Genomic DNA, 25,775 nt, shown 5'->3' with positions numbered 1-25,775 from the left:
CAATCCCATATAGCTTTGAAAAACGTAAAAAACCATCGCTTTGGTTGCGATGGTTCTTAAGGGCGTGAGGCCCGTTAGTTTAGCCAATAAATTGAGTAAGTACCTGGTTAAATCGATCCCGTTCCTCCCAAAAAGGGCCATGGCCACTGTATTGAAATGGAACGAGCTGCGAATTTCTTATTACTTTATTTACTTCCAGCGCTTGTGCAAATGGAATCACTTTGTCATGGATGCCATGAATTATTAATGTTGGTACGAATATTTGATGAAGATCTTGGGATACGTTCTCATCTCTTAATAACTTTATTACTGCAGCAGTTGACCAGCCAGCAGCTTCTAATCCCATCTGAAAAAACCAATCCGAGAATGGCCCGGTTATATATTGAAAGAAAAACGTGTCCGTGATACCTTGCAGCATTTTGGGGCGATCATTAGCATTCTCGATGAGGAATTTATTCGCCGTTTCTGGTGTAAAACCTGTAGGAGCTGCAGCGTCTATTAGGACTAGTTTAGATACACCATAGCCATTATATCGCGCCATATATCGTATTGCGATCGCTCCCCCTGTCGAGTGACCCGCTAATGTGCAATTCTCTAATCTAAGCGCTCCAACTACAGCACGAATATCATCCGCCAATCTGTCATAATGATAGCCACTAAACGGTTTGTCTGAATTACCGAAGCCTCTCCAGTCAATACCAATGCAGCGATATCCCATTGCCGGCAGAACATTAAACTGATATTCAAACTGCTTATGGCTTAAAGGCCAACCATGAATAAACAGGATGGTCTTATTACCCTCCGGGTTTACATCTTCAATAAATATTTTTACTCCTGCTTCTACATTAACATAATATCCCATTTGGACATGCTCCTCTAATAAATTACTCATGTGCAACAAGATATTCACATGCGCAAAAATAGGTGCATGCCTATCGGCATTCTTAATGTTTGGCAGCAATTTTGTAAACAACATTAAATTTTGAACATATCACTGACCGATGAATTTCGTCTTCACTTAAATGAACGTTTAAGGTTTGAATATTACTCTTGATTTGATCGGGGCGCTTAGCTCCAGGAATAATGATATCTACCCTGGGTCTTGTTAATAACCAAGCTAGAGCTACTTGTGCTGCTTCGACTCCTTTATTCAAAGCGAATTCCTTTAACTGTTCAACACGTTTGAGATTGGTAAGATACGCTTCCCTTTGGAACAGAGGATTATTCATTCGAGACAAATCATCAAATGTTTCATTCTTCGTATATTTACCCGTAAGTAAACCTGAATATTTGTACCTGCAGGATATCCAAATGATCATCCGTATTAAATGCTTTCAATTGATCAATAGTGACGTTGGATACACCAATTGCTTTAACTTTGCCTTCCTGCTTCAATTCAGCCATGGTACGGGCTACTTCTGCAAGCGGGGTTTTGTTATCCGGGAAGTGAAGGAAGAAAATATCCAAGTAATCGGTTTGCAGCCGTGCTAGGCTGTCTTCAACAGATTGTCGAAGGGCAGGCCGGCTGTTATCCACTTCCATGACGCCATCTATATACTTGATATCAGCAGATGCTTTCGTGGAGATAACAAGACGATCACGTCCACCTCTTTCTTTGATAATTTCGCCAATCAATTGTTCAGACCTTCCGAACCCATATAAATAAGCGGTATCGATAAAGTTAATATTTTGATCTAGAGCAGTGTGTATAAGCTGTTTTCCGGTTTCCTCGGTTACATTTGGATACATCATTTGATTCCCTACAGCACCTGCACCTAATCCAATCTTGAAGGCACTTAATCCTGTTCTACCGATTGTTGTTCTGTTATTATTCATCGTAATGGCTCCTTTTTATTTCAAAGTTATTCTAACAGAGCCATCGTATTACTTGGAGTCAACTCCAAGTCAAGTGCTTTTTTTATTGTTCAAATAAGTCTGGTGGACCGAATTTCCCGCTTTTTAATTTCTGATCGATAAAATCATTAATTACCTGTAATTCGGCCATTTGATTTTCGATACTTTTCTTATGATTTCGAAGCTTTCCATATATTTCAGGAAATTCTGTAAGATCAGCATCATAGGAGAGCTGCAAATACGGCTTCATATCGTCAAGCGACATCCCGGTTTTTTTCAGACATTGAATGAGCTTCATGGTCTTAATATCCTCTGTATGGTATACGCGGTGACCACTTATCTTTCGTTCCGCTCGTGGTAGAAGACCGATTTTCTCGTAGTAACGAATCGTATCTTCAGTTAATCCGGTTTGCTCTGCCGTTTGTTTGATCGTATACTCAATGACTTTGGTCATAATTTCATCACATGCTTTCTGATCCGTTTAGAAGTAATAACGAATTCAATTCACAGTCAACACAATATGATTTCCTGATGGGTCAACTGCTGTATATTCGTTTACAGGATAGCCCAACCGTTCTAGATTCCTTGTCGCAGCATCTCTAGTTATTTCATCGGCAAATACTATCGTGAAATATTTCAGACCAACGCTGTTACGAGATGGTGCTTGTACGCCTTTACCGTTCCAGATGTTTAATCCAATATGATGATGGTATCCTCCACTCGAAATAAAGAGCGCTTGATTGCTTATTTGATAAACAACCTTAAACCCAAGTCCATGGATATAAAATTCCGCCGCTTTTGCGAGGTCTGAAACATGTAGATGAATATGGCCCATAATGGTTTCAGACGGCAAACCCGTGAACTTCTCTCCATTCGTTTCAGACAAAAGACTGCGTAAATCAACCTGTTCGGTTGACATGCTAACTTGTTCCCCAATCCATTCCCAACTGTCTGAAGGACGGTCTACATAAATTTCCATCCCATTCCCATCCGGGTCCGCTAAGTACAGCGCCTCACTCACAAGATGATCGGATATTCCTTGTAACGGGTATCTAATATCGATAAAGTGCTGAATGACTTTTGCCAGCTCTTTCCGGTCCGGTAGAAGTATCGCATAATGATAAAGTCCTGAACGACGTGGTTCTTTCGGTAAGACATCTGCTGGCTGCTCTAGGGTTACTAGAACATCCTTTCCGTTTAACGTCAGTGAAACTGAGGTTTCTGTACGATCCAAAAGTTGAAAACCTAATACCCCTTGGTAGAATGATAAAGACCTTTCAAGCTTTTCAACGATTAAATGTACATGACTAACAAATGTAATTGGTTGTTGATGAAACTTCATATGAGTACCTCCCATTATATATTGGACATTCAACTATAGTTGATGCGTAAATGTTCATCTTGATCACTTTGCCTTACCCTTAGATTCTATAACTTGGAGTTAACACCAAGTCAAGTTATTTTTGACTGAGTAAGCAATAGATGTTGCCACAAAGTTATTATGAAAAAAGCAGGTCGCCGCGGCGCCTGCTCGAGTTATCTTATTCATTTCAATCCTGAATACTTACTTGAAATCTTTATTATCAAGCATAATTAATTGGGAGCTTGACAATTTTGCGGTCTGTTTCGTATGTTGAACGAGATTAAAAATGTCTTTATAGGCTTGTTTTGCCCCTATAACCAATAAGGGCACACCTATGAAATCAATTTTCAACCATCGTGAAAGCATACCACCGCAGGTCATCGCAAAAGGCACAGTCGGAGACGTATTGGATAAAATGATTTTTTCGTTGAGAACCTCTTCTTCAATCAGCATATCAATGAAATTAAAAACGCCTGGAATTAGGATTTTAGACCTTCCTCTGCCCATTGTGTATACTTTATTGCCATCCTCGTCCTTGCCATGAAAGTATAATTTCCCTCTGTCTTTATAAACTAGCTTATTGAAATTGTGTGTATTCAATATTTCACTTTTTGTAGGCTCGTGAGAAGCGTCCAACTTATTGAGAAGATAAGCTGCAGCTAAAACTGTTGTATGAGTTCCCCCGAAATCGTTGTAAATATAGATCATAGTTCAAACCCACCACCCAGAGAACAATATTGTATAAAGCTTCTTTACTCATTATCTCCTATAATGAATAAAACAACCCTATTCTCGAGCATATTACAGTTTGTTGTATCCTATTAAATAACAGCAAGGGAGCATTCTTAACGATGACAACAAACAGTGGACATCAAGGAGCGCATGGGATCGGCCAAGAAATAGAGCAGTTAAACAATCAGGCGCAAGCGGCAGAACTCATGCAAGGAAAAAATAAGGTAGATCAAGAAATCATTGCAGCGGCTAACGAGCACAGTTCAGAACTAGAGGAAATCATTGAACGTGAGACCACGTAATTTGTAACGGATTAGAGAAATATACAGAGAAGCCACGCACTGATGCGTGGTTTTTTGTTGTCACTACGTCATCTTGGAATATTCATTGAGTAGGATCAGCTGTATAATCGGGGTCCGCATTTTTTGTTTCTTTGCCAAAAAACAATAAAACCAGTGCTCCGATGACAATCGCTACAAAGAATACCATAAAAATGGAGTTGATTGCTTTATTACTCGCCACCAGCAAACCCACAAGGTACGGACCAATAATACCGCCGATACGTCCGAAAGATGCGGCAAGCCCAACACCCGTTGAGCGTACTTCAGTCGGGTACAACTCAGGTGTATAGGCATACATGGCTCCCCATGCACCAAGATTAAAAAAAGATAAGCTAACACCGGCTGCTATCAACATCCCTTCTGTTTCAGCATTACTGAACCATAGTGCGCTTGCTGCCGTCAGCAGCAAATAGGTGACGAGCACAAACTTACGGCCAAATTTCTCAATAAAATAAGCAGCTGTAAAATAACCTGGAAGCTGTGCCAACGTCATAATCAATACATATTGAAAGCTTTTCACGAGACCAAAACCCTTAAGAACCATCACGGTTGGAAGCCATAGAAACATGCCGTAATAGGAAAACACCACCGTGAACCACAAAATCCAAAGAGTTAAGGTGGATCTTCGATATTTAGATGACCATACGGAAGCTACACGTTTGCGGAATGACAATTTCCGGCTACGCAGCTCGGTAAATCGAGGTGAATCTTGAATCGATCGTCTGAGGTATAAAGCATATAAGGCCGGCAGCGCACCGATAACAAAGGCCGCACGCCAGCCATAAGTAGGAATGACGAAGTAAGCGATGAGCGCCGCGACGATCCACCCGCACGCCCAGAAGCTTTCTAGCAGCACGACAGCACGTCCCCTTTCACTAAGGGGAAATGACTCAGAAACAAGAGTTGACGCGACAGGAAGTTCCCCTCCAAGCCCTACTCCAGTAACGAAACGCAAGACACATAGCATAACAAAGCTAGTGGCAAGAGCAGAGAGTCCGCTGGCAGCGGAAAACATAATAAGCGTTCCAAGTAATACCATCCGACGTCCGTAACGATCAGCTAGGGAGCCTGCTAATAAAGCCCCTACGGCCATTCCGATTGAATTAATGGCTGCCAACAGACCAATCTGCTGCGCACCTAATTTCCATTCGACTGCTAACGCAGCAACAATAAACGAGATAATCCCTACATCCATAGCGTCGAACAACCAGCTAATACCTGTGCTGAAAAGCAACTTTCGTTTTGCCGGTTCACGTAACAAATTTGTTTTATTCACATTCAAAACGCATTCTCCTAATCATCACATTAGCTTGCTTTATCCTATTTTGTGTTACTTCACAGAAAAACACTCCCTCTGCAACTAATAATCAAACTTCAAGTTGATCGCTCTACCCATCGGATTAAATATGATCGATCTAAACATAATATGGGTATCAACTATAGGAGGAAGTCATGAAACACAAAAAAAAATTACTTATAGTATTCAGCTGTATACTTGTTTTGTCTGGGTGCGGTAAAAGGGATGTTACCCCTCAAAAAATTGGAGTCTCCACGCAGCAAGGCGGTATGGATAGTCGGCTGTTGGATCCTAAAATTACAAATCAAGACTTGCTGCTTCAAAGGGGTGATGCCAACATCGAACTAGAAAAACGTGGCTATCGCGCTCAAGATGCCGCTTCTTCCACTAATAGCTCTATCAAAATCCTCGGAGGAACTCAAGGACTCGTTCAAGTATGGCCCAATCCCTCCATCCAGCCCAAAGAAGGTAATTATGCAGAAAATGTGATCTCACAAGCCGCTATGTACTATGGAACTCCATACGAATTCAGTTCGGATCGATCGGACCCATCCACATTTGACTGCTCCGACTTCACACATTGGGTTTATCTTTCTTCTCTAGGGATGGATATCCCAAATGATTCTCGAAGTCAAGCGTCCTATGTTCAATCTTTTTCCAATCGGACTTACACATCTATCGATCAAGCCCAGCGTGGAGATTTACTTTTCTTCGTCAGTTTTAAAGGGACAGATCCGAATAATTACACTGGAATTGATAAATCAATCGAAAACATTACACATGTTGGTCTCTATTTGGGTAATGGCAAAATCATACATACAGCCTCAGCGGCCACAGGTGGCGTACGTATTGATGAAGTTGCCAATAATCATCTAACCTATCGCTTTGTCTTAGGTGGTTCGGTACTAGATACTAAATAATCCTTATTTTAGCGTTTAGTTATGTTTTTCCTGCGCATATCTCAAACAATCTTGGGAATGTTCTCGCAAGTAAAAGAGACGTGTTCTTTTCTAAAGAACACGCCTCTATGTAATTAATCTCTTATAGGTATTAATATTTCAACATTTTCTTCCTCTACATTTTCTTCAAAGTAATATATTTCGATCGGACATGAATGATCCAAAAACTTCTGTTGATATCCATTTTCTTTCATCCACTCAAATATTCTCGTGTAAGCTTCTCCAATTGTTTTGGTTGTACAATTTATTTTGGCATAATTGATGGTAGGGAGCTTAAAACCAATCATCCCTTCGGGTATTAAAGTTAAATCATCCACTTCAAGGCAAGCAAAATAAGTAGCAAATATACCATTACACATATATGGCGAAAAGAGTACTTCCTGATCCTTAGCATTTGTGATCTCATGTCTTCTCTCAGCAAATTGACTTTGTATTTGTAGGGCTGCATCTGGGAAGCCTTTTGGAAAATTGGCTGTAAGACTCTGACCAACGAATTGATACTCTCTTCTAAGAGTGATATTTAATCATCGTTTTGTTTTCCAAAGTAATCGTCCCTCTCCTATTGATTATTTATTTTGTATTAAGCCGATCCCATTCCCTACTGGATCCACTAAATAGGCAAGATAAAAATCATCAAATTCCATTTTACCACGAACAACTTGTGCTCCCGATTCAACAGATTTAGTAAGTGCTTCATCTATGTTGTCAACTTCGATTTGAATTCTTATTCCGTGTGGAAAATCACTGGGTCCCTTAGAAATACCGCCATTAATGCCAGATTTATCATCATTTCCTGTAGTCACTGGGTGATATCCCCAGTTAGGCTCTGCAATCTTCCAGCCAAAAACAGACGAATAAAAACTTGCAGCACGTTCCGGATCTTGACTATTCATTTCAAATAACACAACACGACCCAAATGATTCAACCTCCGTAATTGGAATTTATACCCACTTCCATAATACCGAATATTTGTTCCCATGTAAATAAATTTATTTCTGAAAAATAACCAAAAAAAAACCGATCCTTGATGACCAAGGAACGGCTTCTTTTTGGTATTAATTATAAGTAATCTTTAAACCTAATTCCAGGGCACGGGCAAGCGCCCCTTCAGAAAATTTAGGTTTCTTATACTTCTCTTCAAACTCTTCTTTAGATAGCGGTGCCCAGATGAAATCTTTATTCTGATAGATCCACGTTTTGGTTCCCCAATCGACATGAACCGTCCGGCTCGCAACCTTTTTTACGACGCCAATCTCGATAATAACACCCGTTTTACCGAATATTTTGGCGCAGTATTTGTTAAGCATTTCGCTCACAACAACACCCCATTTCTATACGCCTGATCTTAGTGAATGAATGATACTTGAAGCTATTTCAATAGACTTTTCGTCTGCATGAAATTCATCACGAAAGGAATCACCCAATACCTTATTAATCGCCTTGCCGAGTGATATAGCATCCAGATCATCTATATGTTTAGTGATATAAATGGTTATCGTTCGCGTTTCACCATCATACTCATCATCCGGACAATCCATCGCTAGAAGCTTTACGGGGTCCCATCTATCGATGTGGTGTTTCACGACCTCCATAATTGGCGTAGGGTCATAAGATAGGGATTCTAAATATTTATTCTCTTTCATGATTTCCTTTTTAATACTCCAAAGCATAACATTCATTTTCGTCTGATCAGATACAGCTCTAAATTTCAATAGAAAAGCCTCCTTTACAGGACGCTTTCTCGATCTTCTGTCACAATCTTTTCAGACCGCTCAATAATCGCCCCATTGAAGTTTATCATTTTCCCTGTACCATGAGCAATACATTCCATCGGGTGCTCTGCGAGATGAACAGGAACGCCTATGTCTTGCTGAAGCCGCTTATCCAACCCTTCCAGCAATGCGCCTCCCCCACATAACAGAATGCCCTGCTCCATCACATCACCAGCAAGTTCTGGCGGGCATTTCTCCATCGCGAGTCGAATGCATTCCAGAATCGATTTCACAAAATCATCCATAATCTCGTAAATTTCCTGCGATGAAATCGAAATCGTTCTGGGCAAGCCCTGCATGAGGTCACGCCCTCTTATATCCATCTTCACTTCTTTCAAAGGCATCACAACGGCAGCAACGTTCTTCTTGATCTCCTCCGCAGTCCGTTCTCCAATGGCCATATTATAAGTTTTCTTCACATATTCGATAATATCCTGATCAATTGACATGCCTCCACGGCGAACCGACTCACTTACGACAATTCCACCAAGTGAGATGATGGCTACTTGACTTGTCCCTCCGCCGATATCAAGTACCATACTTCCAATTGGTTCTGCAACAGGAAGCCCGGCGCCCATAGCTGCAGCTAATGGCTCCTCGATGGTGATCGATCTTCTTGCTCCTTTATGTACAATCATTTCTTCAACGGCACGCTTCTGCACATTCGTTATTCCACAAGGCACGGAGATCAGCACTTGGAAGCTGCGAAACCATTGATAACCTCTTTTTATTTTGCCTATAAAATACTTCAGCATCGCTAAGGTCATATCAAAATTGGCTATAACCCCATCCTTTAAGGGATAGATTACTTCCACATTAGCTGGAGTTCTTCCAATCATATTATAGGCTTCTTGGCCAAAAGCTTTAATTTCCCCCGTATCCGTTTGAATGGCGACGACAGATGGCTCTGACAATACAATCCCTTTTTTTTGTTGATAAATAAGTGTGTTACAGGTGCCCAGGTCGACTCCAAACAGTTCTTCCAATCTCTTTAACATGACTCGCTCCTTCTCGCTGTTCAATAGACTATGCCCATAGTAGCGTGTATATTAGTTGATTTTGACTTAACTGCATCTTCATACTTGTTCGCATAAAGCAGCCATTCTAGGGGGGTAAGCCAAAAAATGCCACCCACCATATAGGTGAGCGGCACTCTCAAGTAAGCTTAATTTAGTTGGCAGCTGCTGGTTCTGCTACTGCTTTATAAGCGGAGGAAACGTAAGTTACGGCTTTCGCCTCCGTTATCACATCAGCATACATCGTGTCTGGTTTTGGATCTTGCAGGGTATACGAAATCACCGCTTGACCGTTTTGATCAAATCGAACATTTTGAATGGCAATACTGTAACCTGAATTCGGTTTTTGACCTCTTGATAAGGTAACCTTGTTCACATCGTCAGTTACTTTCTCCACAGTTACGGATACCTCTTCAATAGGTGCCGGTTTTTGGATATGTGTTTCTAAGACGCGAATCGCATTAAAGATCCATCCAGCAGCTTCACCGCGAGTAAGCTCGGCTTTGGGATTAAACTTGCCATTATTGTCTAGAACGGCAATTTTGTAAAGCAGCAAACGTTGTAGAGCCCCTTGATACTCGGGTGTAATTTGATCCTCATCTTTGATCGGGATAAACATTTTCACCAGTGGGAAATTGCCCTTCTTTTCCAAAGCTCGTACGAGCATTTCCCCAAATTGTTCACGAGTTATCGTAGCGTTCGGGTTTACATCCTTCGGAATGTTCATACCGTTGTAGTGCGCTATGATAAAGGCCTCCGCATACCAAGCATCATTCGGAATGTTGGTAAAAGTGTCAGAAGCTAATGGCTGTTTAATAAAACGCAATGTATCCATATTTAAATTCATGCCTTTAACAATCATTTGAATGGTTTGAGCATAACTAATTTTTCCTTTTGGTACGAAATGATCCTTATCAATACCGCTCACGATTCCGCGTTCTTGTAGAGCAGAGATTGCTGCTGCTTGTCCTTCCTCTACATCCGTAAAAGCGAAGGCACTGCTAAAAGTCAAACTGCTAACTAAAGCTGTCGTCAAAGTTAAAGCTGCTATCTTTTTCATAGTTAATTCTCTCCTTTTAGTTGATTATCTTATTACACTCTCTTAACGTATCGTACGTGATAAATGTTTCAGTGATTTCAAAAAAAAATAAAACCGAAGGATTTCCCCCGGCTTAATCATCTTTTAAATGAAGTTCAAACTTCTTTGCAGATCATGAATTATTCTCCTTATTTCTTTGAACGACGTACGTCAAACAATCACTCTTAAGCAGAATTTCGCGCCCATTTCTCTCTATATTAAATTGCAATGCTTTTAAAGTAGTAAATATTATTGTCCAGTCTGGATACGCCGATGATAATAATTGTTTGGCATACTGTTTTTACTGGCTTTGATAGCCATGATCCCTCTTCAAATAATTTGTAGTTATCATAACAAGCTTCATGATATTTCCGCTCTTCATCTCTAATGATTTTGATCCTATTGTCCATTTTTGTTTTCCTCATTTTCTTCTGGAAAAACTGCAACTATTATTCAAAAAGAAATACATTCACACGGATATCATCTTTACCACACCGGGCGTGACGATTCCAGAGATCTATTCGCAGATTATACAAATGGATTAATACAGTTTCTTACTCATTACATACCAGCTATCTGCTCGATCAGGATAAAATTCATGTTCAATTACTTCGTATTTGAGCCGTTTATACATATCTATGTTTTCTGGAATCGACAACCGTACCGCAACTTTTGATTCTTTAATTCCCATTGACAATGCTTTGTTTTCTATAAAATTTAATATAGATTTACATATTCCTCTTCCGCGATATTCCCGTATAACTGAAACTCTCCCAATATAAATATAATGTTCAATAAATCTATACCTAGCTGAGCCTACAGCCATAATTCCATTCCATGCTAATACGGCTCCTCCACCTTCTTTAAAGGTATTTATTACATTTTGAGTCGTTTCAGAAAGTGCTCCTGAAGGTGGATTCAGTTTCCCACTATATTCCATAAATGATTCTTGCATTGTACGAAATACAATGTCTACTTCTTCTATTTTGGCTTCTCTAATTTCTATTGACATGGTATACACAATCCTCACTCTATGTTAATTGTTATCCGCTTTTCTATATTTACTTTCAAAAAGTGAAACAAACTCTTCAATTTTAATCATATTTTGCTCAAGTGTTCTTAATTTCTGTTCATCGATATTTAGCAATCCACTCGCGTTTCCAGTAAATAAAGAAAAAAATTCTAAAAGACCAATTGAAGTCTCAAAACCTAATAACTTACTAAACCTCCCCATTTCATAAGATAATTCAGTTGGCTTGATCTGCATGCCCATTTGCAATAATAATCTATCGTTTTCATATGGCCAATCCCTACTTGATGAACCCAACATACCATTCATTTCTTGCAGGGCAAGGGATCTTAAGTCTTCATCATATTGCTCAAATTCAACAGCACCTTTCAGGTCTAAATAAAACTCTATTTCGTTACAACATATAGAAAAGCATCGCACAGTTGAGGTCCACTCTTTATATTCGGTTGATTTCAGTACGATTTCTCTTGCCACGGCAGGTGTTGTTCCTTGTTTCAATAGCGTTCTTGTTAGTCGTTCAATGCTCTGACAAACTTCCCAATCTACTTCAAATTTTTCATCATTCATTTTTTTATCCCTTACTTAACGAATTTTTAGTTCAATCATTCTCAATCCTCACGTTTCTCATTTAACCATTTGTTCAAAATTTCTTTGCCAGTTGCAATCTCAATCGTCTTTATAAAAAACCATGTAAACCCAGAATAGAAACCTATAAGTGGGTAGCGAAACGATGCCGGTTTATTCCCCTCAAAATAGAAATGTCCTATCCATGATAAAAGGTAATGTAACATGGCTAGTATCAGCGTTACTTTTAGACTATAAAACAAAAATAGCCATGCCATAAAAGCCGACATAAAAGCAAAATAGTGCAGTATTCGATTGGTCTTATTCTGATGCTCTTTCAGATAATAATCTAAGTCGCGTTGAACTCGATGTATGAACTTTTTTAGTCTCATCTCAATTCTTCCTCATTTATCAGTGTCCATATCTTTATTTTTCTCATTCACTTTGTTCGAATAGTTTTCAAGTTCATCTTCAATTTCTGCATTAATCTTATCAAGCTCCTTTTGTTCGGATTCACTACGCACTTCAAGTTCAAGTTCCTCTTCAATTTCCTCATTCGACATATGAAAATCGTTACGATCCACGATGCCTAATCGTTCTTTAATTCTCTGTATATCATCATACATTTTTTTGTTTCTTTGATGTGCACTTAGAACAAGCCCAAAAATAACAGCCAGTAAAACGATTCCCCCAAATGGCCCTAAATAAATAGAAATCAGTATTGCAAAAATAATGGCTGTAATTATCCCAATAATCGTCATTCGTTTATTCCTTTCAGTGGTTGATCAATTTTTCATCAAAAACTTCCTTTGTTTTAATTCAATAAATCCCAAAATATCCCTGCACAAACTCCCCCCTTTCTCAAATATACTTATAGTCGAATCAAAATGGACAGCCCCCTGTGAAGTGACTGTCCAATGGTATCCTTATTTTCAACCATGATACGAATAAAACCCCTGACCAGATTTGCGCCCCAAACGCCCTGCTTTCACATACTTCCGCAGAAGTGGACATGGGCGATATTTCGAATCCTTAAAGCCTTCATAAAGAATTTCCATGATGGATAGACATGTATCCAACCCGATGAAATCCGCCAACTCTAGCGGTCCCATGGGGTGCTTCATGCCTAGCTTCATCACGGTGTCGACCGATTCAACAGATGCAACACCTTCATAAACGGTAAAAACAGCTTCGTTAATCATCGGCATTAAGATACGATTCGACACAAACCCTGGAAAGTCTTTCACTTCTACAGGGGTCTTCCCCATTCTTTCACTCAATTTATATACAGCTTCGAACACTTCCTGCGAGGTTTCCAAACCTCGGATGACTTCAACTAAAGGCATAACCGGTACTGGGTTCATGAAATGCATTCCAATCACCTGGGTCGGACGCCCCGTCACCGCGGCAATTTCGGTAATGGGAAGCGATGACGTATTCGATGCCAGTATTACTCTAGGCGGGCAAATGGCATCCAGCCTTTGGAATAGTGAAGTTTTCAACACCATATTCTCGGAAATGGCTTCTATTACAAGATCAACCTGTTCCGCGTGTTCTAATTGCTCCGCAGGTTGTATTCGACTTAGAATTTCAGCCTTTCTTGCTTCTGTAAGGCCCCCGTTCTCAACACCTCTAGATAGTTGTTTGTTTATCGAAGCTAATCCTTTGTCAATAAAAGCCATGGAAATATCATGCAATAGCACCTTCAAGCCTGAAGCAGCAGCAACTTGAACGATGCCGCTCCCCATTTGTCCCGCACCAGCAACCATGATACTCTGTATATTCATCTATTCACCCCCGCCACAAACTTATGGATCTACATGCAAAAGAATGGCGTCCCCTTGAGCTGCACCGCTGCATATCGCGGCAATCCCATAGCCTCCGCCAATTCTCCGCAGTTCATGGATCAAAGTGAGTATGATTCGCGCCCCGCTGGCACCAATGGGATGACCAAGTGCAATTGCTCCCCCATTTACGTTGACTCGCTCCGGATTCCAGCCAAGCAATCTTCCGCTGGTTAACATAACGGCCGCAAAGGCCTCATTTACTTCGAACCTGTCAATTTGCTCCAAAGACATAGCCGTTTGACGCAACAGCTTCAGAATCGCCGTAGCTGGTGTGGTCGCGATATATGGCGCTCTTTCACCTACAGCAGCGTGACCAATAATCCTTGCCAGAGGCTTTATCCCCTGAGAAACAGCCTTTTCTTTGGACATGACCACCATGGCAGCTGCGCCGTCATTAACGCCGGGGGCGTTCCCAGCTGTTATAGTGCCATCCTCTGTGAACAAAGAAGGTAATGCAGTAAGTTTTTCAAGACTTGTATCTGCTCTAGGGACTTCGTCTTGACTAATTTCAATTGTTCCATCCTTTTTCTCGATGGTTACTGGGACGATTTCCTCCGCAAAATATCCCCTATTCATCGCTTCTACGGCTCGAATATGACTGCGGAGTGCCCAATCATCCTGTGATTCGCGGCTAATTCCGAACTCTGCGGCTACAGTGCTGCCATGAACAATCATATGCACGTTGTGAAATGAACACCATAGACCGTCATGAATCATGAGATCCACGAGGCTTTGATCTCCCATTCTTGCTCCCCACCGGGCGCTTGGCAGGGCAAATGGTGCATTGCTCATGCTTTCCATCCCGCCGGCTACGATACTATCTGCATCCCCTGAACGTATGATTTGATCTGCCATTGTTACACTTCTCAGGCCGGAAGCGCATACTTTGTTAATGGTCTCCGTCGTCACTCTCCAGTTCAGACCGGCCCATCGGGCAGCCTGACGAGAGGGAATTTGTCCTGTTCCTCCCTGCAGTACCATCCCCATAAGCACTTCGTCAATGGTTGCCGGATCAATCGAAGATCGGATGATCGCCTCTTTAATCGCTGTTCCACCAAGAACAACAGCCGGGACTTCTTTCAAAGCGCCGCCAAATTTACCGAATGGAGTTCGGGCACCGCCCACAATCACACTTTCTCTCATAGAATAGTCCTCCATGATTCTCAATAAATGATCGATTCTTGATCATATTGTTCCAAATAATGCTTAACCCGCTGCATGAAACGACTGCAAATCATCCCGTCCACAATCCGTTGATCATAGGAAACACAAAGTTTGGCTATCGATCGGATCGCAATCATCTCCTGAATGACTACAGGCTTACGTACGATGGACTCAAAAGTCAGTATGGCCGCCTGCGGATTATGAATGATTGGACAGGAAAGCAAGGATCCTACCGAGCCGGTGTTACTAAATGTAAATGAACCCTCTAATAAATCGGCAGGCAGTAATAATCCACTTCTCGCCCTCATGACCAACTCATACAGCTCAATCGCGATTCCTGCTATGGATTTACGATCCGCATGATAGACCACAGGTGTTACGATGGTATCGTCGGCAAGAGCAACAACTATCGAAAGGTTGATATCCTTTTGGAAAAGAATGCTGCCCGAGTGCCAGGTTGAATTCATCATGGGGAACTCCTTCAAGGCATTCACGATCGGTTTCAATACGAAAGGGCTAAGCGAAAGCGGAACGCCCTCTCTACGCATAAAGTCGTCTTTCAACTCTTGCCGCAAGGCGACGAGGTTACTGACATCCACTTCGATCATCATCCAAGCATGGGGATTTTCAGAGATCCTCTGCATACCCAGCCTCCTTCAGATTTCCGCTAATTGGCGCATGGCTTCTTTGACGATGTCGACATTCGGCAGGTAAAACTTCTCTAAGGTTGGCGCCATGCCAACAGGGGGAATATCGGGAGGGCAGCATCTCATGATAGGTGCATCCAATTCGTATAATAGGTGTTCCGCTATTAGAGCCGATATTTCAGCTCCGATGCCACCTGTTTTATTATCCTCGTGGACGATCAATATTTTACCTGTTTTGGCTGCTGCCTCATAAATAGCAGGCTTATCGAGCGGATGAAGTGTCCGCAAATCCAATACTTCGGTACTAATTCCTTCTTGCTCCAGCTCGAAAGCCGCTTTAATTGCATAATGTACCGGCAAACCGTAGGCAATCACTGTGATATCCATACCTTCGCGCCTTATGGCTGCTTTGCCAATAGGAACCGTGTAATCTTCTTCAGGTACTTCATCTGATATCGAAAGATAGCATTTCTTATGTTCGAAAAAAAGGACAGGATCCTCGTCCCGTACTGCCGCTTTCAGCAAACCTTTGGCATCATATGCTGTAGACGGCGCAACAATCTTGAGTCCTGGAGTGCCAAAAAACACTGATTCCGGACACTGTGAGTGATACAATCCGCCTCCGCCTGTCGCGCCGTAAGGTGCGCGAATGACGATTGGACAATGCCAGTCATTATTCGAGCGATAACGGATTTTCGCTGCCTCACTAATGATTTGATTAGCCGCCGGGAAAATAAAATCGGCAAACTGGATTTCCGCAATCGGCCTCATCCCGACCATAGCCGCTCCAATCGCAACACCCACAATGGCTGATTCCGAGAGAGGCGTGTCAAGGACTCTTAATTCACCGAACCGATCGCGCATGCCTTTCGTCGCATTCAAAACGCCGCCCTTCCCAATATCCTCTCCGAGCACAAAAACATGCTCATCGCGTTCCATTTCCTCCACCATCGCACGGCGAATGGCCTCCAAATACGTTAAGATTGGCATTTAAGCATCACCCCCATCTTCCGCATAAACATGCCGTAATACATCCTCGGGAGCCGGATATGGGGCTTTTTCAGCATATTTCGTTGCTTCATTCACTTCTTTTGTAACACTCTCATTCAGCACTTGTTCGATCTCTTCGGACATAACCCCACATTCGATCAAATAACGACGAAACCGCTGCAAGCCGTCCTGCTCCTTATGGTACTCTACCTCTTCTTTCGTCCGGTACAGCATATCGTCATCTGCTGTGGAATGCGGCGGGATCCGATAAAGCATCGCTTCAATCAACGTCGGCCCATACCCGCGAACGGCACGCTCCCTCGCTTCTTTGACCGCGCGATACACCTCAAGTGTGTCATTGCCGTCAACACGCTGACCTGGAAAGCCATAGCCTGCGGCACGATCAACAACGCGTCCGGCCACTTGTCTATGCGCAGGAATGGAAATGGCATACTGGTTATTTTCGCATAGGAAGATAACGGGCAGCTTGAATACACCGGCAAAATTGAACGCTTCGTGCACATCCCCTTGGTTGCTCGCCCCTTCGCCGAAGCTGACGAAAGCTACATGATCTTCCTTCCTCATCATGGCCGTCAGTGCGATGCCGACAGCGTGTAGGGCCTGTGTGGCAACCGGGCTTGATCCCGAAACGATATGATGCTTCTTATAACCAAAATGCCCTGGCATTTGCCTGCCACCGTTGATGTCCTCAGCTTTAAATAAGGCTGCCAGCATGAGTTCACGCACGGTCATACCCACCGTTAGGACAAAGGCATAATCCCTGTAATAAGGCAGAAAATAGTCATGCTGCTTATTTAATGCGAACGCCGCTGCTGCCTGGGTCGCTTCTTGACCGACACTAGAGATATGAAAGGCCGTTTTGCCTGACCGTTGAAGAAGTGTTGCTCGCTCGTCAAACTTCCTCGCTTTGAGCATGAAGGTATACATCTGCAGCACCTGTTCATCGGTTAAACCGAGCTGTTGATGTTTCGTATTTTGCTGAGAAGACATAGGAATTCCTCCTCTCTCCTGCTGCTACATATTTCTGCGATATTGCCCGCCTACCTGATAGAGCGCGTGAGTAATTTGCCCCAAGCTGGCTACCTTGACCGTTTCCATCAATTCGGCGAAAATGTTGCCGCCATCAAGCGCTATTTGCTGCAGCTTTGCCAAAGCCTCGGTTGATTCTGCTTGGTGCCTCGAGAGAAACTCTCTGAGATTCGTAATTTGCTGCTCTTTTTCTTTCGACGTTGCGCGAGCTAGCGGGATATTCATGTCCTCATCTTTGGAAGGATTGGGATGAAGGAACGTATTTACCCCAATAATGGGCAGCTCGCCATGATGTTTTTTCATTTCATACAGCATCGATTCATTCTGGATTTTACCCCTTTGATACTGAGACTCCATAGCTCCGAGTACACCGCCCCTTTCACTAATTCGTTCTAATTCCTGCAGCACAGCCTCCTCAACCAAATCGGTCAACTCCTCGATGATAAACGAGCCCTGCAGCATGTTTTCGTTTTTAACAAAACCAAGTTCTTTTGTGATGATTAATTGAATAGCCATTGCTCGACGTACGGATTCCTCCGTTGGTGTTGTAATCGCCTCGTCATAAGAATTCGTATGAAGCGAGTTACAGTTATCAAGAAGGGCCATCAGTGCTTGCAGCGTGGTTCGGATATCATTAAAATCAATTTCCTGCGCATGCAGAGATCGCCCCGACGTTTGGATATGATATTTCAGTTTTTGGCTGCGTTCATTAGCGTTGTATTTGTTCTTCATAACCGTAGCCCAAATTCGGCGCGCCACTCGTCCAATCACCGTATATTCCGGATCAAGCCCATTGCTGAAAAAGAAGGACAGATTCGGTGCGAAGTCATCAATCGGCATGCATCTAGCCAGATAATACTCAACATAAGTAAATCCGTTAGCTAATGTAAAAGCGAGCTGTGAGATCGGATTCGCCCCAGCCTCGGCAATATGATAACCCGAAATAGAAACCGAGTAATAATTACGGACTTCATGATCGATAAAATATTGCTGAATATCGCCCATCATCCGCAGTGCGAACTCCGTTGAAAAAATACACGTATTCTGTCCCTGATCCTCCTTCAGAATGTCAGCCTGTACCGTCCCCCTCACCGATTTCAGCGTCTGCCCGCGGATCTGGTTAGCCTCCACGTCCGTTGGTAGTCTAACCTGCTCCCGGGAGAAGCGTTCGATCTGGAAATCGATGGCCGTGTTCATGTACATCGCAAGAAGTATCGGTGCAGGACCGTTGATCGTCATTGAAACCGAAGTTAAAGGATCGCAAAGATCGAACCCGGCATACAGCTTTTTCATATCGTCTAATGAACAGACACTAACCCCGCTCTCACCGATCTTGCCGTAAATGTCCTGCCGTTCATCAGGATCCTCCCCATACAAAGTGACGGAGTCGAAAGCCGTGCTGAGACGCTTGGCTTGATCATTCTGCGATAAATAATGAAATCGTAGATTGGTGCGTTCCGGCGTCCCTTCGCCTGCAAACTGGCGTTTGGGGTCCTCTGCTGTTCGTTTGAAAGGAAAAACACCTGCTGTAAAGGGGAATTCCCCAGGAACATTCTCACGGTACATCCAGCGAATGAGATCTCCTGCATCGCGGTATTTGGGCAGGCTCACCTTCGGGATGTCCAGACCAGACAAGCTTGACGTTGTTAGCTCTGTCACGTATTCTTTACCCCGTACTCGGGTAGTGAATGTTTTGCCTGTGTATTTTCTTTGCAGTTCCGGCCACTGAGCCAGCAGATGGTGTGTTTCTTTTTGCATACGCGTCTCGAGATTCATCTTTAGTGTTTGCAGCAAATTAATACTTTCGTCCGCTCCTAGCTCCTGCTGCAGGGCTGTAATCGCCCCTTCAATTTGATAGCAAGTAGTAGCCAGCTCGGCTTCCCCTTCTGCGTAGGCATGATACGCCCGTACAGTATTCGCGATTTCTCCTAAATACCGTGTGCGATCAGTTGGTATGATGACATGCGTCTTAGCAGCAATATGACCAGTTGAAAATCCCTGAACAGGCCACTGCAAAGCACATTTTCGATTCAAGGTTTCGATGAGAGCGTTGAATAACGTATCCACGCCAGCATCGTTAAATTGACTAGCCATTGTTCCATAGACAGGCATGGTTTCAAAATTCAACTCAAATAATCCGTGATTTCTCTGAACTTGCTTCTTCACATCCCGAAGTGCATCCGCAGAGCCTCTTCGGTCAAATTTATTAATCGCAATCAGGTCCGCGTAATCAAGCATATCAATCTTCTCTAATTGCGAAGGCGCGCCGAATTCGCTTGTCATCACATAGAGCGACACATCGGCTACTTCTGTGATCTGATGATCACCTTGACCAATTCCGCTGGTTTCCACCAAAACGAGATCAAAGCCGGCCGCCTTCAAGATGGCAATGGCAGGAGCGATTGCCAGAGATAGCTCGTTGCCTGAGCCCCGTGTTGCCATACTTCGCATATACACGCGATCGTTGTGAACAGCATTCATGCGGATGCGATCCCCAAGCAAAGCGCCACCGCTTCGCTGCTTGGTTGGATCGACCGATAGGATGGCGATCGTTTTATCCGGGTACTGACGCAGGAAACGCTGGACTAATTCATCGGTTAGGGAGCTTTTCCCCGCTCCGCCCGTACCTGTGATGCCAACAACTGGACATGTGGCCCCATTTGACTGTTTACTTAATATCTCTATCTCCGATTTCGATTCCCTGCTTTCACAAGCTAGTTCGGCAGCTGTAATGAAGCGGGCTATCGACCTATGATCTTTGATTTGCCCTAGTCCGCTTACTTCGTAACCTTGGGCATTGCCAGAAACCGTACTAAAATCACACTCCTTCATCATGAAGTTAATCATCCCTTGCAAGCCAAGCTCCCTTCCATCGTCAGGGGAAAATAGGCGAGTAACGCCATAGTCATGCAGCATTTTGATTTCTGAAGGAAGGATCACACCCCCGCCGCCGCCGAAGACTTTGATCTCGAGTGCCCCTTTTTCCCGCAATAAATCAATCATATAAGTAAAGTACTCGACGTGCCCGCCTTGATACGATGAAACGGCAATTCCCTGAACATCCTCCTGAATAGCTGCTTGCACAATTTCCCTAACGGATCGGTTATGCCCTAGATGAATGACCTCCGCTCCACTGGCTTGAAGAATTCGCCGCATAATCGTAATGGACACATCATGGCCGTCAAATAAAGCCGAAGCCGATACGAATCTCACCTTATGCATCGCACGATAGTTGGTTTCCGAACCCACAGATGCCACGACTGCACCTCTCTTCCTCAATCAGCAAGAAGGCTTTGAGAAATGACCACTCGCTGGATTTCGTTCGTCCCTCCATAGATTTGCGTGATCTTGGCATCGCGCATATAACGTTCAACGGGGAACGCTTTTGTATAGCCATATCCTCCGAAGATTTGAACAGCTTCTACAGTCACCTCCATGGCCGTGTCTCCAGCAAAAAGCTTGGCATAAGCAGATTCTTTGCCGTATGATATCCCCTGACTTTCTCGCCAAGCGGCTTGATACGTCAGCAATCTGGCTGCCTCGATTTTTGTTGCCATATTCGCAAGCTTAAAGCCAATCGCCTGCTGCTGCGCAATCGGCTTACCAAACTGTTTGCGTTCTTTGGCATAGGCCAACGAGACATCCAGTGCTCCTTGCGCAATCCCTACCGCCTGAGCCGCGATTCCGATTCTAGCGCCATCAATCGTGCGCATTGCGATTTTATATCCTTCTCCTTCATTTCCAAGTAGGTTTTCCATGGGTATGCGGCAGTCGTCAAAGAGAATCTCCGTCGTCGGCGATGAGCGAATGCCCAATTTTCTTTCCTTTTTGCCAAATGTAAATCCGGTTGTGTCTTTCTCTACGATAAATGCGCTCCAGCCTTTGTCCTTTTGCAAAGGATCCGTCAAAGCGAACACGATATAAATTTCCGCAGCACCTGCATTGGTAATGAATTTTTTGGAGCCGTTTAATACATAGTGATCCCCATCTCGTATGGCTGTCGTTCCCATGGATCCAGCATCGGAGCCTGAGCCGATCTCTGTCAGACCGTATGCCCCAAGCTTCTTCCCTTCTGCCATCGGACGTAGAAACCTTATCTTCTGCTCTTCCGTCCCAAAGGTATAAATAGGCCAGCCTGCAAGCGAAATATGTGCCGATAGAGTAATACCTGTAGAAGCGCACACACGAGATAGTTCCTCTACAACAAGACAATAGGTCAGATAATCGGAGCCAAGCCCACCGTAGTTCTCAGCCCAAGGAATCCCCGTCAGACCAAGCTCTCCCATTTTGTTAAATAAGGCTCGATCAAACCGTTCATCCTCATCTCGAAGGGCAGCACTCGGTTCCACCTCATTTTCGGCGAAATCACGGACCATACTGCGAACCATTTCCAATTCCTCCGACAAGCTAAAGTCCATGCCAGTACGACCTCCTCTAGATGACTTAAGTGTACGCAAAGACCCCACCGATATCAGGAGATCAGTGAGGATGATTCAAAGGCCGCTAATCATTTTCATTCAAAATCGTTTTAGCAATTTTCCCATCTAATGCTTCATAATCGTAATACCGAATCGTATCATACAGCTCACTCCGGGTTTGCATATGGCTGACAGAGCCCTTTTGGGTTCCTGTCTGACTAATTTCCTCAAATACTCTTTCATAGGCTTTGGCAGCTACGCGAAGAGAAGTGACAGGATAAATAACCATATGAAATCCCCAGCTTTCAAATTGCTCCGCCGTATAATAAGGAGTTCGCCCGAATTCCGTCATATTGGCTAAAAGTGGGGCCTTCACTTCTTGGCTAAAGTGTTGAAAGTCTTCTTGACTCTCCAACGCTTCTGGAAAAATCGCATCCGCTCCGGCTGCGAGATATTGCTTTGCTCTATGAATCGCTTCACCTATTCCCTCGACGCTCTTGGCGTCCGTACGCGCAACGATAAATAATGTCGGACTCACGGCTTTGATCGTTCGAATTTTTCGAATCATTTCCTCAACCGAAATGAGCTTCTTTCCATTCAAATGTCCGCATTTTTTCGGCATTTCCTGATCCTCTATTTGAACGGCTGCGACTTTCGCCTCCACCATTTCCTTAGCTGTTCGTGCTACATTTAAAATACCGCCGAATCCGGTGTCTATATCGACAAGTAGAGGAAGACCGGATGCACGAACTAACTCTCGGGCACGTTCCGCCACCTCATTAGAGTAAATGAGGCCTAAATCAGGCAGTCCCCTGCTAGCTGTGTAAGCAGCTCCTGATAAATATATGGCTTTAAAATGAGCCTGTTTGGCTATTCTTGCTGCCATTCCGTCGTGGGTTCCGGGGATTTTGACAATTGGACCAGCACCAACAAGCTGACGAAATTCAGCGGCCAATCGTTGTTGATCCGGTTCTTCTTCAATCAGCCATGACATAAAGACCTCCTGCATCTCGCCGATTTTATTAACCAGTGGTCATATAATAAAATGCGCCATAAACTCATGAACAGGTGTTTGAATCAACCGCTCATAATCAAGTGAGAGCTTCCGTATTTCTGTCGTCTTCCTACGAGGAAACCGAGTAAGTAAATTTGCTTCATATTTCTCAATAACCTTAGGTAAACCTTCCTCACGCCGCCTTCGATGCCCGATCGGATACTCGCAAACCACTTTCTCCGTATTCGTACCGTCTTTGAAATCAACTTGGACCGCGTTGGCGATCGAACGTTTGTCAGGATCCAGGTAATCCTTGCTGTACTGCTCATTCTCGACAACGACCATTTTCTCCCTAAGCGCATCAATCCTAGGATCCTTAGCGACCATTTCTTCGTAATGCTCAGCTGTCAATGTACCAAACAGCAGCCCAATCGCTACCATGTATTGCAGACAATGATCCCGATCAGCAGGATTGTGCAAGGGTCCCTTCTTATCAATAATCCGAATCGCAGATTGATGGGTAGTCAATGTGATGTGTGCAATCTCATCCAGTCGCTTGTTTACCTTGGGGTACAACCGCAAAGCACATTCTACGGCCGTTTGAGCATGAAATTCAGCTGGAAATGATATTTTAAATAAAATATTCTCCATCACATAGGAGCCTAATGAACGACCTAATGTGAGTTCTTTTCCTTGAAATAAAACATCTTGGAAGCCCCAGTTTTTCGCAGTAAGTGCCGACGAATAGCCCATTTCTCCACCTACAGCCATCAAAGCTAACCGTACCCCACGACTTGTGGCATCACCGGCAGCCCATGATTTACGTGATCCTGTATTGGGAGCATGTCGATACGTTCTTAAGCTAGCTCCGTCAATCCATGCGTTAGAAAGGGCGCTGCACAGCTCTTCTCTGTTCGCCCCCAACATTGCCGCAGCAACGGCTGTCGAAGCTATTTTCACAAAATGAACATGATCCAGCCCCACACGATTTAAGCTGTTCTCAAGAGCAAGCACTCCTTGAATCTCATGCGCTTTAATCGTCATGGTGAGGACATCTTTCATAATGAGCGGCTTTTTCCCCTCAGCAGCTCGATTGCGGCTAAGATAATCGGCGACGGCAAGAATACTGCCTAAATTATCCGATGGATGCCCCCATTCAGCTGCCAGCCATGTATCGTTATAATCCAGCCAACGTATCATACAGCCGATATTAAAAGCCGCATGGACAGGGTCTAGCTCGTATCTCGTCCCCGGCACACGGGCGCCCCCCGATAAGTTCGCACCTGGTACAATCGGACCCAAATGCTTCGTACAATCCGGGAATCGTAAAGCGAGTAATCCGGTGCCAAGTGAATCCAATAAGACATGCTGTGCGATGCGATACGCTTCCTCACTTTCAATCCCTTTTGCCAATGTATAATCGGCAATTTCCTCTATTAAGGGATCAAAGGTCATCTCCTTATTTTCCAGATATCCAGAACTACTCATTCGTATTCGTCCTTTCTGCTTAAGCGACTCGGCTGCTGAGGAGGGTGTAGATCTCGAGGCCCCTTATAATGAACTCGTGGTCGAAAGAGTCGATTATTATCATGTTGTTCGATCACATGCGCGCTAATGCCGATCGTACGGGCAGCAAGAAATACCGGTGTAAACAAATCAATTGGAATCCCTAGCAAATAGTAAACAGGAGCTGCATAATAATCCAAATTCGGATGCAAATTCTTTTCTCGCTTCATGACTTCTTCCCCAAGGACACACATGTTGTAGAGCTCTGGTTGATTTTTGTCTACTGCGAGTTCAGCAAGCGCCTCTTTCATAAGCAGCGCACGGGGATCCGCTTTTTTCATATAAACCCGATGTCCAAAGCCCATAATTCGTTCTTTCTTTGCTAATTTATTCAGCATGAGTGCTTCAAGCTTTGCTTCCGATCCCGCTTCCAAAAGCATAGCCATGACCGCTTCATTCGCACCGCCGTGCAGAGTCCCTTTGAGTGAAGCAACCGCACCTGTTAATGCACCATAAAGATCGGATTGTGTGGATGCAATAACACGAGCAGCAAACGTAGAATTCGGCATTTCATGCTCACTATAGACGATCAGTGATTGATCAAAGATAGCTTCTTCCATCTTGGTTGGGACGCGTCCTGTGATCATATATAAGAAATTAGCTGTATAGGATAGCACTTTGCGCGGGTCTATGAATGGCTGCTTCGTTTGCGCGCGATACCCATTGGCTACAATTTCCGGCACTTTCGCGAGCAATCGAATGGCTTTACGGGTATTGGCTTCTCTAGAACGATCCTCAAGATCTACATCGTAACTAGCTATAGCTGAGATGCCTGTTCGCAGAACATCCATGAAGTCGGCTTCCTCGGGGAGTAGTTGTAGAATTGCATTCACATTTGGAGGTAATCCATATTCCGATCTCAACTTCTCTTCGATCGAATGCCGTTCATCTGGATTAGGCAGCACTCCGTTTAGAAGCAGCCCTACAATATCCAGATAGGTTACATGTTGGGCAAGCTCAATAAGGTCATATCCGCGAACAACAATTTCCTCCTTCTCCACATCCAGATACGAGATGTTTGTCTCGCTAGCAATGACATTTTCAAGTCCAGGCAAATAGTCTTCACTCATCTCATCGCTCTCCCTTCCTCCG

Annotated in this window: 27 protein-coding genes and 2 pseudogenes; 2 read left to right on the top strand and 27 right to left on the bottom strand. The window is 43.6% G+C overall.

The window, feature by feature from the left end; all coding sequences use genetic code 11:
• Nucleotides 1-79: 79 nt before the first annotated feature.
• The 5 genes and pseudogenes from QFZ81_RS14040 to QFZ81_RS14020 all read right to left on the bottom strand — a co-directional run bounded on the left by QFZ81_RS14040 (nt 80) and on the right by QFZ81_RS14020 (nt 3,925).
• Nucleotides 80-892: an alpha/beta fold hydrolase gene (locus QFZ81_RS14040; protein ID WP_307603107.1), complete on the bottom strand. Its 813-nt coding sequence runs from the start codon at nt 890-892 to the stop codon at nt 80-82.
• Nucleotides 893-975: 83 nt separating this feature from the next.
• Nucleotides 976-1,836 (bottom strand): annotated as a pseudogene (locus QFZ81_RS14035) (aldo/keto reductase).
• An 82-nt stretch (nt 1,837-1,918) separates the two neighbouring features.
• Nucleotides 1,919-2,308 carry a MerR family transcriptional regulator gene (locus QFZ81_RS14030; protein WP_307603105.1) on the bottom strand — a complete coding sequence of 130 codons (390 nt, stop codon included), beginning with the start codon at nt 2,306-2,308 and terminating at the stop codon, nt 1,919-1,921.
• Between the two features lie 45 nt (nt 2,309-2,353).
• Nucleotides 2,354-3,196: a VOC family protein gene (locus QFZ81_RS14025; protein ID WP_307603103.1), complete on the bottom strand. Its 843-nt coding sequence runs from the start codon at nt 3,194-3,196 to the stop codon at nt 2,354-2,356.
• 222 nt (nt 3,197-3,418) lie between these two features.
• Nucleotides 3,419-3,925, bottom strand: coding sequence for a DUF3189 family protein (locus QFZ81_RS14020; RefSeq protein WP_307603101.1), 507 nt, complete (start codon nt 3,923-3,925; stop codon nt 3,419-3,421).
• A gap of 143 nt (nt 3,926-4,068) precedes the next feature.
• Here QFZ81_RS14020 and QFZ81_RS14015 point away from each other — a divergent pair, with 143 nt between their 5' ends.
• Nucleotides 4,069-4,251, top strand: coding sequence for a hypothetical protein (locus QFZ81_RS14015; RefSeq protein WP_029194957.1), 183 nt, complete (start codon nt 4,069-4,071; stop codon nt 4,249-4,251).
• 82 nt (nt 4,252-4,333) lie between these two features.
• Here the strand turns inward: QFZ81_RS14015 and QFZ81_RS14010 are convergent, their stop codons facing one another.
• The gene (locus QFZ81_RS14010; RefSeq protein WP_373462652.1) at nt 4,334-5,572 is read right to left on the bottom strand and encodes an MFS transporter; all 1,239 of its coding nucleotides are present in this window, start codon (nt 5,570-5,572) and stop codon (nt 4,334-4,336) included.
• 170 nt (nt 5,573-5,742) lie between these two features.
• On the opposite strand from QFZ81_RS14010, the gene QFZ81_RS14005 reads away from it, so the two are divergent.
• Nucleotides 5,743-6,507 (top strand): C40 family peptidase, encoded by a 765-nt coding sequence (locus QFZ81_RS14005; RefSeq protein WP_307603099.1) that lies wholly within the window; start codon nt 5,743-5,745, stop codon nt 6,505-6,507.
• A gap of 113 nt (nt 6,508-6,620) precedes the next feature.
• Here the strand turns inward: QFZ81_RS14005 and QFZ81_RS14000 are convergent, their stop codons facing one another.
• The 21 genes and pseudogenes from QFZ81_RS14000 to mmgD all read right to left on the bottom strand — a co-directional run bounded on the left by QFZ81_RS14000 (nt 6,621) and on the right by mmgD (nt 25,753).
• On the bottom strand, nt 6,621-7,064 hold the full coding sequence (locus QFZ81_RS14000) for a GyrI-like domain-containing protein (RefSeq protein WP_307606893.1): 444 nt from the start codon (nt 7,062-7,064) through the stop codon (nt 6,621-6,623).
• A 48-nt stretch (nt 7,065-7,112) separates the two neighbouring features.
• Nucleotides 7,113-7,463, bottom strand: a complete 351-nt coding sequence (locus tag QFZ81_RS13995; RefSeq protein WP_307443309.1) for a VOC family protein — start codon at nt 7,461-7,463, stop codon at nt 7,113-7,115.
• Between the two features lie 139 nt (nt 7,464-7,602).
• Nucleotides 7,603-7,863, bottom strand: a complete 261-nt coding sequence (locus QFZ81_RS13990) for a hypothetical protein (RefSeq protein WP_171644114.1) — start codon at nt 7,861-7,863, stop codon at nt 7,603-7,605.
• A 15-nt stretch (nt 7,864-7,878) separates the two neighbouring features.
• Nucleotides 7,879-8,259 (bottom strand): hypothetical protein, encoded by a 381-nt coding sequence (locus QFZ81_RS13985; RefSeq protein ID WP_307603097.1) that lies wholly within the window; start codon nt 8,257-8,259, stop codon nt 7,879-7,881.
• A 14-nt stretch (nt 8,260-8,273) separates the two neighbouring features.
• Complete coding sequence (gene mreB / locus QFZ81_RS13980) at nt 8,274-9,317, bottom strand: rod shape-determining protein (protein WP_307443312.1); 1,044 nt, start codon at nt 9,315-9,317, stop codon at nt 8,274-8,276.
• A 172-nt stretch (nt 9,318-9,489) separates the two neighbouring features.
• Complete coding sequence (locus tag QFZ81_RS13975; protein ID WP_307603095.1) at nt 9,490-10,395, bottom strand: S-layer homology domain-containing protein; 906 nt, start codon at nt 10,393-10,395, stop codon at nt 9,490-9,492.
• Nucleotides 10,396-10,706: 311 nt separating this feature from the next.
• A pseudogene (locus QFZ81_RS13970) lies at nt 10,707-10,823 on the bottom strand (class I SAM-dependent methyltransferase); the annotation flags it as partial.
• Nucleotides 10,824-10,954: 131 nt separating this feature from the next.
• Nucleotides 10,955-11,425, bottom strand: a complete 471-nt coding sequence (locus QFZ81_RS13965; protein WP_307603092.1) for a GNAT family N-acetyltransferase — start codon at nt 11,423-11,425, stop codon at nt 10,955-10,957.
• Between the two features lie 24 nt (nt 11,426-11,449).
• Nucleotides 11,450-12,010: a hypothetical protein gene (locus QFZ81_RS13960; protein ID WP_307603090.1), complete on the bottom strand. Its 561-nt coding sequence runs from the start codon at nt 12,008-12,010 to the stop codon at nt 11,450-11,452.
• Between the two features lie 41 nt (nt 12,011-12,051).
• The gene (locus QFZ81_RS13955) at nt 12,052-12,399 is read right to left on the bottom strand and encodes a DUF962 domain-containing protein (protein WP_307603088.1); all 348 of its coding nucleotides are present in this window, start codon (nt 12,397-12,399) and stop codon (nt 12,052-12,054) included.
• 12 nt (nt 12,400-12,411) lie between these two features.
• The gene (locus QFZ81_RS13950) at nt 12,412-12,768 is read right to left on the bottom strand and encodes a hypothetical protein (protein ID WP_307603086.1); all 357 of its coding nucleotides are present in this window, start codon (nt 12,766-12,768) and stop codon (nt 12,412-12,414) included.
• A 171-nt stretch (nt 12,769-12,939) separates the two neighbouring features.
• On the bottom strand, nt 12,940-13,794 hold the full coding sequence (locus QFZ81_RS13945) for a 3-hydroxybutyryl-CoA dehydrogenase (protein WP_307603083.1): 855 nt from the start codon (nt 13,792-13,794) through the stop codon (nt 12,940-12,942).
• A gap of 21 nt (nt 13,795-13,815) precedes the next feature.
• Nucleotides 13,816-14,997, bottom strand: coding sequence for an acetyl-CoA C-acetyltransferase (locus tag QFZ81_RS13940; protein WP_307603081.1), 1,182 nt, complete (start codon nt 14,995-14,997; stop codon nt 13,816-13,818).
• A 20-nt stretch (nt 14,998-15,017) separates the two neighbouring features.
• The gene (locus tag QFZ81_RS13935; protein ID WP_307603079.1) at nt 15,018-15,662 is read right to left on the bottom strand and encodes a 2-oxo acid dehydrogenase subunit E2; all 645 of its coding nucleotides are present in this window, start codon (nt 15,660-15,662) and stop codon (nt 15,018-15,020) included.
• 12 nt (nt 15,663-15,674) lie between these two features.
• Nucleotides 15,675-16,655: an alpha-ketoacid dehydrogenase subunit beta gene (locus QFZ81_RS13930; protein WP_307603077.1), complete on the bottom strand. Its 981-nt coding sequence runs from the start codon at nt 16,653-16,655 to the stop codon at nt 15,675-15,677.
• Nucleotides 16,656-17,666: a thiamine pyrophosphate-dependent dehydrogenase E1 component subunit alpha gene (locus tag QFZ81_RS13925; RefSeq protein WP_307443326.1), complete on the bottom strand. Its 1,011-nt coding sequence runs from the start codon at nt 17,664-17,666 to the stop codon at nt 16,656-16,658. It lies immediately after the preceding gene.
• Between the two features lie 24 nt (nt 17,667-17,690).
• The gene (icmF, locus tag QFZ81_RS13920; RefSeq protein WP_307606891.1) at nt 17,691-20,927 is read right to left on the bottom strand and encodes a fused isobutyryl-CoA mutase/GTPase IcmF; all 3,237 of its coding nucleotides are present in this window, start codon (nt 20,925-20,927) and stop codon (nt 17,691-17,693) included.
• Nucleotides 20,928-20,980: 53 nt separating this feature from the next.
• The gene (locus QFZ81_RS13915) at nt 20,981-22,123 is read right to left on the bottom strand and encodes an acyl-CoA dehydrogenase (RefSeq protein ID WP_307603075.1); all 1,143 of its coding nucleotides are present in this window, start codon (nt 22,121-22,123) and stop codon (nt 20,981-20,983) included.
• Nucleotides 22,124-22,208: 85 nt separating this feature from the next.
• Complete coding sequence (gene prpB, locus QFZ81_RS13910; protein WP_307603073.1) at nt 22,209-23,117, bottom strand: methylisocitrate lyase; 909 nt, start codon at nt 23,115-23,117, stop codon at nt 22,209-22,211.
• Between the two features lie 39 nt (nt 23,118-23,156).
• On the bottom strand, nt 23,157-24,605 hold the full coding sequence (locus tag QFZ81_RS13905; protein ID WP_307603071.1) for a bifunctional 2-methylcitrate dehydratase/aconitate hydratase: 1,449 nt from the start codon (nt 24,603-24,605) through the stop codon (nt 23,157-23,159).
• The gene (gene mmgD / locus QFZ81_RS13900) at nt 24,602-25,753 is read right to left on the bottom strand and encodes a citrate synthase (RefSeq protein WP_307443332.1); all 1,152 of its coding nucleotides are present in this window, start codon (nt 25,751-25,753) and stop codon (nt 24,602-24,604) included. Before mmgD ends, QFZ81_RS13905 begins: the two co-directional genes overlap by 4 nt.
• Between the last annotated feature and the right edge of the window lie 22 nt (nt 25,754-25,775).

Origin of the sequence: Paenibacillus sp. V4I9 (assembly GCF_030817295.1) — a bacterium.
In the GTDB taxonomy this organism is placed as follows: domain Bacteria; phylum Bacillota; class Bacilli; order Paenibacillales; family NBRC-103111; genus Paenibacillus_E.
This window is presented reverse-complemented; position numbering and strand designations above follow the sequence as displayed.